At 78.0% G+C, this 9,772-nt stretch carries 1 protein-coding gene (cut by a window edge); it reads right to left on the bottom strand.

The features are described from left to right. Positions 1 to 6: 6 nt before the first annotated feature. A protein-coding gene (locus ACFPM7_RS25415; protein WP_378250292.1) for an SDR family NAD(P)-dependent oxidoreductase crosses the window boundary here: on the bottom strand, positions 7 to 9,772 show its 3' portion. 770 nt of this gene lie beyond the right edge of the window; only the last 9,766 of its 10,536 coding nucleotides appear in the window; its start codon lies off the right edge, out of view; it ends in the stop codon at positions 7 to 9.

Below are 9,772 nucleotides of genomic sequence, written 5' to 3'. Positions count from 1 at the left end.
TGAGCGTCACGAGCCACGCAGCTCGCGGTCGATGAACTCGAAGATGTCGTCGTCGCTGGCCGCGTCGATCCCCTCGATGAAGTCGTCCTCCACCGCGCCCGCCGGGGCGGGTGCGGTCGGGTCGATCGCGGCCAGCAGCGCGCGCAGCCGGTCGGCGGCCTCGGCGCGCACGTCGTCGGGCACGTCCTCGGGCAGCCCGCCCGCCCACTCGACCTCCAGGGCGGCCAGCTCGGCGAGCGGGTCGGCGGGGGCGGCGGCGAAGGCGGGGGCGAGGCGCTCCAGCAGGTGCGCGGTGAGCCCGGCCGGGGTCGGGTGGTCGAAGACGGCGGTGGCGGCCAGCCGCACGCCGGTGGCCGCGGCGAGCCGGTTGCGCAGCTCCACCACGGTGAGGGAGTCGAAGCCGAGGTCGGTGAACCCGCGGCCGGGGTCGACCTTCTCGGCCGCGCCGTGCCCGAGCACCGCGGCGACCTGCTCGCGGACGAAGCGCAGCAGCGCGCGCTTGCGCTCGGCCCCGCCGAGCCCGGCCAGGACGTCCACGAAGGACCCGGACGCGGCCGAGGTCGCCGTGGTGACCGCGGCGCGGCGGGCGGAGGTGGCGACCAGCTCGGCCAGCAGCACCGGCAGCTCCGGGTTGGCGCGCAGCGCGGCGGTGTCGAAGCGGATCGGCACCGGCGCGGTCTCCCCGGTGGCCAGCGCGGCCCCGACGAGGGCGAGCCCGTCGGCGTGGGCGAGCGGCCGGGTGCCCGCGCGGGCGGCCCGGCGCCGGTCGGCGGCGCTGAGCTCGGCGGTCATCCCGGAGTCGGCCGCCCACGGCCCCCAGCCCAGCGACGCGGCGGGCAGGCCGAGTGCCCTGCGGTGCTGGGCGAGGGCGTCGAGCACCGCGTTGGCGGCGGCGTAGGCGCCCTGGCCCGGCCCGCCGACCGTGCCGACGACCGAGGAGTAGGACACGAACGCGGCCAGGTCCGCGGACTTGGTCAGCTCGTGCAGGGCGAGCGCCGCCCCCGCCTTCGGCGCGAGGACCGCGGCCAGCTGCTCCGGGGTGAGGGCGGAGAGGACGGCGTCGTCGATGACGCCCGCGGCGTGCACGACGGCGGTCAGCGGGTGCTCGGCCGGGATGGCGGCGAGCGCCCCGGCGAGCGCGTCGCCGTCGGTGATGTCGCAGGCGGCGACCGTCGCGTGCGCGCCGAGGGCGGCGAGGTCGGCGACGAGGTCGGCCGCGCCGGGCGCGTGCGGGCCGCGCCTGCCCAGCAGCAGGAAGCGGGTGGCGCCGCCCGCGGCGAGGTGGCGGGCCAGGCCCGCGCCGAGGGCGCCGGTCCCGCCGGTGATCAGGACGGTGCCGTCCGGGCGCCAGGGGGCGGGGACGGTGAGCACGACCTTGCCGATGTGGCGGGCCTGGCGCATGTGCCGCAGCGCGGCGGGCGCCTGCCGGATGTCCCAGGCGGTGACCGGCAGCGGTCGCACGACGTCGGCGGCGGCCAAGGCGCTCAGCTCGGCCAGCATCTCGGCGATGCGGTCCGGTCCGGCCTCGACGGTGTCGAAAGCCCGGTAGGTGACGCCGGGGTGCAGCGCGGCGACGGCCTCCGGGTCGCGCACGTCGGACTTGCCCAGCTCGGCGAAGCGCCCGCCGGGGCCGAGCAGGGCCAGCGACGCGTCGGTGAACTCGCCCACCAGGCAGTTGAGGACGACGTCGACCGGGCCGAACCGTTCGGCGAACTCCAGCGTCCTGGACGAGGCGATGCGCTCGTCGGGGACGCCGAGCGCGCGCAGTGCGGGCCACTTGGCCGGGCTGGCGGTGGCGTAGACGGTCGCGCCGAGGTGCTGGGCGAGCCGGATCGCCGCGGTGCCCACGCCGCCCGCGCCCGCGTGGACCAGGACCTTGTCCCCCGGCCGCACCGCGGTGATGTCGGCCAGCGCGTAGAGGGCGGTCAGGTAGGCCATGGGCACGGTCGCGGCGTCGGCATAGGTCCAGCCGTCGGGAACCCGGGTCAGGGCGCGGCGGTCGGCGGTGGCCGTCGGGCCGAACGCGCCCGCCAGCACCCCCATCACCCGGTCGCCCGGGGCCAGGTCGGTGACGCCGGGGCCGACCTCGGTGACCACGCCCGCGCCCTCGACCCCGAGCGGGCCGGGCTGGGCGCCCGCGGCCAGCCCGAGGGTGGCGAGCACGTCGCGGAAGTTGACGCCCGCGGCCCGCATGCCCAGGCGCACCTGGCCTTCGCCCAGCGCGGCGGAGTCGATGGGTTCGGCGACGAGCCCGTCGACGGACCCGGAGCCGGTGGCGGCCAGCCGCCACGCCGGGTCCGCGCCGATGCCGCCGGGCACGGTCACGATGTCGCCGCCCGCCACGCGGACCAGCCGCGGCACGAGCACCTCGCCGCGCCGGACCGCGGTCTGCGGCTCCCCCGAGGACAGGGCGAGAGCGAGGTCGTCCCCCATCGCGGCGCTGTCAGTCGCGGTGCCCTCGGCACCGTCGAGGTCGACCAGGACGAGCCTGCCGGGCTCCTCCCACTGCGCGGCCCTGACCAGACCCCACGCCGCGGCGGCGGCCGGGTCGCAGACGGTGTCGCCGGGGTCGGCGGCCACCGCGCCCCGGGTGACCACGGCCAGCCGGGCCCCCGGCCGGTCCTCGCGGGCGAGCCAGTCCTGAACGGCCGCCAGCACCCGCTCGCTGGAGCCGTCGGCACGCAGGACCGTGATCAGCTCGTCCGGTGCGGCGGATTCGGTGGATTCGGTGGTCACGGGCCGCCAGCGCACGGTGTGCAGGGCGTCGCTCGGCGCGGGGACCTCGACGGTCGGGGCCGAGCGCATCACCAGGTTCCGCACGGTGGCGACCGGGTTGCCCGCGGTGTCGGCGAGGTCGATGGTGACCGCGTCCGGGCCCGACCAGGACAGCCTCGCCCGCAGGCGCGTCGCACCTGCCGCGTGCAGGGTGACGCCCTGCCAGGCGAAGGGCAGGCGCGCCGGGTCGCCGTCGGGGTGGGCGAAGGCGATCGCGTGCGCGGCGGCGTCGAGCAGCGCGGGGTGCAGGCCGAAGCCCGCGTCGACCGCGCTGTCGGGCAGCACGACCTCGGCGTGCACGGTCTCGCCGTGCCGCCAGACCGCGCTCAGCCCGCGGAACACCGGCCCGTAGTGGAAGCCGTCGGCGGCGAGCTGGTCGTAGAACCCGGTCAGGTCGGCGGGTTCGGCGCCCGGCGGCGGCCACGCCCCGGGGGTGGGCTCCGCGGTGTCGGCCCCGGGCTCCAGGAGGCCGCTGGCGTGGCGCACCCAGTCCCCGCCCGCCACCCGCGAGTGCACCGCGACGGTGCGCTTGCCCTCGGCCTCGGCCGGGCCCACGGTCACCCGCACCTGCACGGCGGCGGCGGCGGGCACCACCAGCGGCTGCTCGATGGTCAGGTCGTGCACGTGCGGGCAGCCGACCTCGTCGCCCGCGCGCACGGCCAGCTCCAGGTAGCCGGTGGCGGGGAACAGCACCCGCTCGCCGACGCGGTGGTCGTCCAGCCACGGGTGGGTGTGCCGGGCGAGCTGGCCGGTGAGCAGGACGCCGCCGGAGTCCGGCAGCGCGATGGCCGCGCCCAGCAGCGGGTGGCCCGCGGTGTCGAGCCCGGCCGCGGTGATCGCCTCCGCGCTGCCGGAGTCCATGCGCGCGGGCCAGTACCGCTCCTGGCGGAAGCGGTAGGTGGGCAGCGCGGTGCGACGGGCCCCGGTGCCGTCGTGGAAGGCGGTCCAGTCGACCGGCGCGCCCGCGGCGTGCAGGCGGGCGGCGGCGGTGGCGGCCGCGGCGACCTCGTCGGTGTCGCGGCGGCCCAGCGGCACGGCGAGCACGTCGGCGGAGGCGGCCACCGCGCCGCTGAGCCCGCCGTCGGGGCCGATCTCCACGAACGCCGTCACGGTGCGCGCCGCTGCGGCGACGGCGTCGGCGAAGCGGACGGGCAGGCGCACCTGCTCGACCCAGTACTCCGGGGTGTCCACCGCCGCGACCTCTCCGGTCACCGTGGACACGATCGGGATGGCGGCGCCGCCGAAGGCGATGCCGTCGATGGCGGCGCGGAAGTCGGCCAGGACCGGCTCCATGAGCGGGCTGTGGAAGGCGTGGCTCACCTGGAGCGGCCGCACGCGGTGCCCGGCGTCGGAGAGCGCGCGGACGGTCGCGGCGACGGCGTCGCGCTCCCCGGCGACCACGACGGCGTCGGGGGCGTTGACGGCGGCGATCACCGCGCCGGGCGCCAGCGCGGGGGCGACGGCCGCCTCCGGGGCGCGCACCGAGGCCATCGCCCCGCCGGGCGGCAGCGCGGCCATGAGCCGGGCGCGGGCGCTGACCAGCAGGCAGGCGTCGTCCAGGGACAGCACCCCGGCGACGTGCGCGGCGGCGATCTCGCCGACCGAGTGCCCGACCAGGACCTCCGGGACCAGGCCCCAGGACTCGGCGAGCCGGTACTGGGCCACCTCGAAGGCGAACAGGGCGGGCTGGGTGTGGCCGGTGTCGTGCACCCGCTCGTCGGCGATCGCCTCGCGCACCGGGCAGCCCAGCGCGTGCAGGCGGTCGGCGGCCTCGGCGAACGCGGCGGCGAAGACCGGGAAGCGGGCGGCGAGGGCGGCGCCCATGCCGACGCGCTGGCTGCCCTGCCCGGCGAACACCGCGCCGAGCACGGGCGGCTCGTCGCCGCGGCCGGTGATCGCGCCGGGGTCGCCGTCGGCGAGCGCGGTCAGCCCGGCCACCAGCCCGGCGCGGTCGGCGGCGACGATGGCCGCGCGGTGCTCCAGGTGGGCGCGCGTCACGGCCGAGGAGAAGGCGGTGTCGAGCAGCGATCCACCCAGATTGTCCACTTCGGACAGCCAGTGTCGGGCCTGCGCGCGCAGCGCGTCCTCGTCGCGGGCCGAGAGCAGGACCGGTACGGGAGCCTCGGTGCGCGTCCGCTCGGGCGCGGGCGCGCCCGGCTCGGCCTGTTCGACGATGACGTGGGCGTTGGTGCCGCTGGCCCCGAACGAGGACACCCCGGCCCGGCGCGGGCGGCCGGTCCGCGGCCAGTCCACGGCGGCGGTGACGAGGTCGACCGCCCCGGCCGACCAGTCGACGCGGGTGCTCGGGCGCTCGGCGTGCAGGGTCGCCGGGACGCGGCCGTGCCGCATCGCCTGCACGACCTTGATCACGCCCGCCACCCCGGCGGCGGCCTGGGCGTGGGCCATGTTCGACTTGATCGAGCCCAGCAGCAGCGGCCGCTCCCGGTCCTGCCCGTAGGTCGCCAGCAGCGCCTGCGCCTCGATCGGGTCGCCCAGCACGGTTCCCGTGCCGTGCGCCTCCACGACATCCACATCCGACGGTGCGAGACCGGCGGCGGTCAGCGCCGCGCGGATGACGCGCTGCTGGGCCGGTCCGCTCGGCGCGGTCAGCCCGGCGGAGGCGCCGTCGGAGTTGACCGCCGACCCGCGCAGCACCGCCAGCACCTCGTGGCCGTTGCGGCGCGCGTCCGAGAGCCGCTCCAGCACCAGCAGCCCGACGCCCTCCGACCAGCCGGTGCCCTCGGCGTCGTCGGCGAAGGAGCGGCAGCGCCCGGACGCGGCGAGCCCGCCCTGCGCGGTGAACCCGGTGAAGGCGTCCGGGCTGGACATGACCATCACGCCGCCCGCCAGCGCCAGCCCGCACTCCCCCGCGCGCAGCGCCTGCGCGGCCAGGTGCATCGCCACCAGCGACGAGGAGCAGGCGGTGTCGATGGTGACGGCCGGGCCCTCCAGGCCGAGCGCGTAGGCCACGCGGCCGGACAGCACGCTGGCGACACCGCCCGCGAGGTGGTGCCCGCGCACGTCGGCGGGCGGGCGGTAGTCGGTGCCGACCGCGCCGACGAACACGCCGGTCGCGCTGCCGCGCAGGCCAGCCGCGTCGATCCCGGCCCGCTCCAGCACCTCCCAGGCGGTCTCCAGCAGCAGTCGCTGCTGCGGGTCCATGGCGATGGCCTCGTTCGGCGAGATGCCGAAGAAGCCGGGGTCGAAGGCGGCCACGTCGGCGAGGAAGCCGCCCTCCAGCGCGGCGCTGCTGCCGGTGAGGCCGGCGAGGTCCCAGCCGCGGTCGGCGGGGAAGGCGGTGATGGCGTCGCGGCCCTCGTCGACCAGGCGCCACAGGTCATCCGGGCTGAGCACGCCGCCCGGGTAGCGGCAGGCCATGCCGACGATCACGACGGGGTCGGTGGCCTCGACCGGGGTCGCGGCGGACACCAGCTCGGGCGAGTCCGCGCCGAGCAGCAGCCCGCCGAGGTGGGTGGCGAGGGCGTCGGGGTTGGGGTGGTCGAACACCGCGGTCGCGGGCAGCCGCACCCCGGTCGCCGCGGCGATCCGGTTGCGCAGCTCGACCCCGGTCAGCGAGTCGAAGCCGAGGTCGGTGAAGCCGCGCCGGACGCCGACCTCGGCCGGGTCGGCGTGCCCGAGCACGGCGGCGGCGGTGTCGCGGACGATGGCGAGCAGTTCCCGGGCGGCTTCGGCGCGCGGCAGCGCCCGCAGCCGGTCGGCGAACCCGGCTTCCCGGGTCTCGGGGTCCTGGCGGGTGGCGGTGGTCAGCTCGGAGATCAGCGGGCTCGGCCGGGAGGCGGCGAACCACTCGGCGAAGCGGTCCCAGGCCACGTGCGCGGCGAGAACGGCCGGGCCCTCCCCCACGGCCGCGCCGTCGAGGACGCCGAGCGCGGTGGCCGGGGCCAGCGGCGGCAGGCCGCGGTCGGCGAGGTCCGGCCCGGCGCCGGTGTCCCACAGCCCCCAGGCGACCGAGCGGACTCCGGGCAGGGAGCCCGCGAGCGCGTCGGCGACGGCGTCGGCCGCGGCGCGGGCGGCTTGGCCCGGCCCGCCGACGACCCCCGCGAACGAGGTGAACACGACGAACGCGGCCAGCGGGTGGCCCTCGGTGGCCGCGTGCAGCGTGCGCACGCCCGCCGACGCGGTGCGCACGGCGTCGGCGAGCAGCGGCCCGGTCAGCGTGGACAGCGCGCCGTCGCTCGCGGAGTGCGCGGTGTGCACGACCGCGCTGACGCGCCGTTCGCCGATCGCGGCGGCGACGGCGATCGGGTCGGCGACGTCGCAGGCGACGAAGTCCACCGGCACACCGAGGTCGGTGACCGGCTTCGGCGCGCGGTCGAGCACCAGCAGCCGGGTGGCCCCGCGCTCGACGGCCCACCGGGCGACGTGCGGGACGGTGTCGACGCCGGTCACCAGCACGGTCCCGGTGAACTCCGGCGCGACGGCGGCGGGCGCGGGCGCGGGGCGCAGCCTGCGGCCGTAGGCGCGGCCACCGCGCACGGCGACCTGGTCCTCGCCGCCGGTGAGCGCGGCGGCGAACGCCGCGGCGGTGGCGTCGTCCAGGCCGCCTGAGCCGTCCGGCTCGGGCAGGTCGATCAGCCCGCCCCACCGGTCGGGGTGCTCGACCGCGGCGACCCTCCCGAGCCCCCACACCGCGGCCCGCGCGGGTGCGGTGACCGCCTGCCCCGCGACCGGCACCGCGCCGCGCGTCACGCACCACAGCGGCGCCTCGGCGCCCTCCAGCGCGCGGATCGCCTCGGCGGTGGCCAGCACGCCCAGCGGGCAGCCGTCGCTCTCGCCCTCGGTCAGGGCAAGCAGCGACAGCACCCCGGCGGGCGCCGCCTCGGCGACGGCGTTGCGGACCCGCTCGGCCAGGCCGTCGTGGCGGCCGTCGACCAGGACCGCGTCCACGCCGAGCGCCTTGACGACCTCGGGCGCGAGGTCCGCGCCGAGTACCAGCCAGCGCCCGGACGGGCTCTCCTCGCCCACGGCCAACTCCGTCCATTCCGGACGGTAGAACAGCTCCGGCACCGCGGCCACCGGCCAGAACCGGGTGCGCTGGAAGCGGTAGGTCGGCAGCTCGGCGCGGGTGGCATCGGTGCCGGCGAACAGCGCGGCCCAGTCCACCTCCACACCCCGGGTGAACGCTTCGGCGAACGAGCGGTGCACTCGGTCGACGCCGCCGTCGTCGCGGCGCAGCGACCCCACCGCCACCACCGGCCCCGCGTCCGAAACCTCGATCGACTCGATGGCCGAGACGAGAACGGGGTGCGCGGACACCTCGACGTAGGTGCGGTGGCCCTGCTCGACCAGCGCCCGCACGGCGTCGGCGAAGCGGACCGTGCCGCGCAGGTTCGCGAACCAGTAGCCCGCGTCCAGCGCCCCGGTGTCCAGCCAGTCGGCGGTCACGGTGGAGAAGAAGGGGATCTCGGCGGAGACCGGGCGGATGTGGGCGAGCGCGGCGATGAGGTCGTCGCGGATCAGGTCGACGTGCGCGGAGTGCGAGGCGTAGTCGACCGGGAGCCGCCGGACGCGGACCCCGTCGGCCGCCAGGTCGGCGGCCAGCGCCTCCAGCGACTCGGGCTCCCCGGCGACGACGGTCGACGACGGGCCGTTGACCACCGCGACCGACAGCCCCGGTCCCATCCGGGACTCCACGGCGGCGGCGGGCAGCGCGACCGAGAGCATGCCGCCGCGGCCGGACAGCGTCGCCGCGATCGCCTTCGACCGCAGCACCACGACGGACGCCGCGTCGGCGAGCGACAGCGCGCCCGCGACGCACGCGGCGGCCACCTCGCCCTGCGAGTGCCCCACGACGGCGGCGGGCTCCACCCCGTGCGCCCGCCACAGCGCCGCCAGCGCCACCATCACCGCGAACGACGCGGGCTGCACGACGTCGACCCGGTCGAGCCCCGGCGCGCCCGGCGCGCCGCACAGCACCTGCGACAGCGACCAGTCCACGTGCTGGGCCAGCGCGTCCTCGCACTCGGCGATCGCGGCGGCGAACACCGGGGACTCGACCAGCAGCCGAGCGCCCATTCCCGCCCACTGCGCGCCCTGGCCGGGGAAGACGAACACGACCGGCCCGGCCGCCTCGGCCGTGCCGGTGACGACGCCGGGGGCTTCCCGGCCGTCGGCGAGCGCGGGCAGGTCGGCGGGGTCGAGCACGACCGCGCGGTGCGCGAGCCGGGCGCGGCCGGTGGCCAGGGTGTAGGCGGTGTCGACGGGGCGGGCGGGGTGCCCGACGAGCGCCGCCGCCTGGGCGCGCAGCGCCGCAGCGGTGTGCCCGGAGACGACCAGCGGCGCGGCGGCAACGGCAGTGCTACCAGTGCCACAAGTGCCACCAGCGCCACCAGTGTTCTCGGGGTCCCCAGCGCTTTCCGGCGCGGGCGTGCTCGCGGCGGCTTCCAGGATGACGTGCGCGTTGGTCCCGCTGACCCCGAACGACGACACCGCGGCCCGGCCGGGCCGGTCGACGGCGGGCCACGGCGCGGACTCGCGCGGCAGCGCCAAGGCCCCCGAGGACCAGTCGATGTGCGGGGACGCCGCCTCGGCGTGCAGCGTGGCGGGCACGCGGCGGTGCCGCAGCGCCATGACCGCCTTGATGACCCCGGCGACCCCGGCCGCGGCCTGCGTGTGCCCGATGTTGGACTTGACCGACCCGAGCAGCAGCGGCCGCTCCCGCTCCGGGCCGTAGGCGGCGATCAGCGCCTGCGCCTCGATCGGGTCGCCCAGCGGTGTCCCGGTGCCGTGCGCCTCCAGAAGGTCCACATCAGACGGTGAGAGTCCGGCGTCGGCGAGCGCGGCCTTGACGACCCGGCGCTGCGCCGGTCCGCTGGGCGCGGTGATGCCGTTCGACGCGCCGTCGGAGTTGACCGCGCTGCCGCGCAGCACCGCCAGCACGGGGTGGCCCTTGCGGCGCGCGTCGGACAGGCGCTCCAGCAGGACGACGCCCGCGCCCTCGCCCCAGCCGACGCCGTCGGCGCCCTCGCCGAAAGCC

The sequence above is a fragment of the Actinokineospora guangxiensis genome (genome assembly GCF_042657845.1).
GTDB classification, from domain to species: Bacteria; Actinomycetota; Actinomycetes; order Mycobacteriales; family Pseudonocardiaceae; genus Actinokineospora; species Actinokineospora guangxiensis.
The sequence above is the reverse complement of the archived record's forward strand: the minus strand, read 5'-3'. Positions and strand labels throughout refer to the sequence as shown.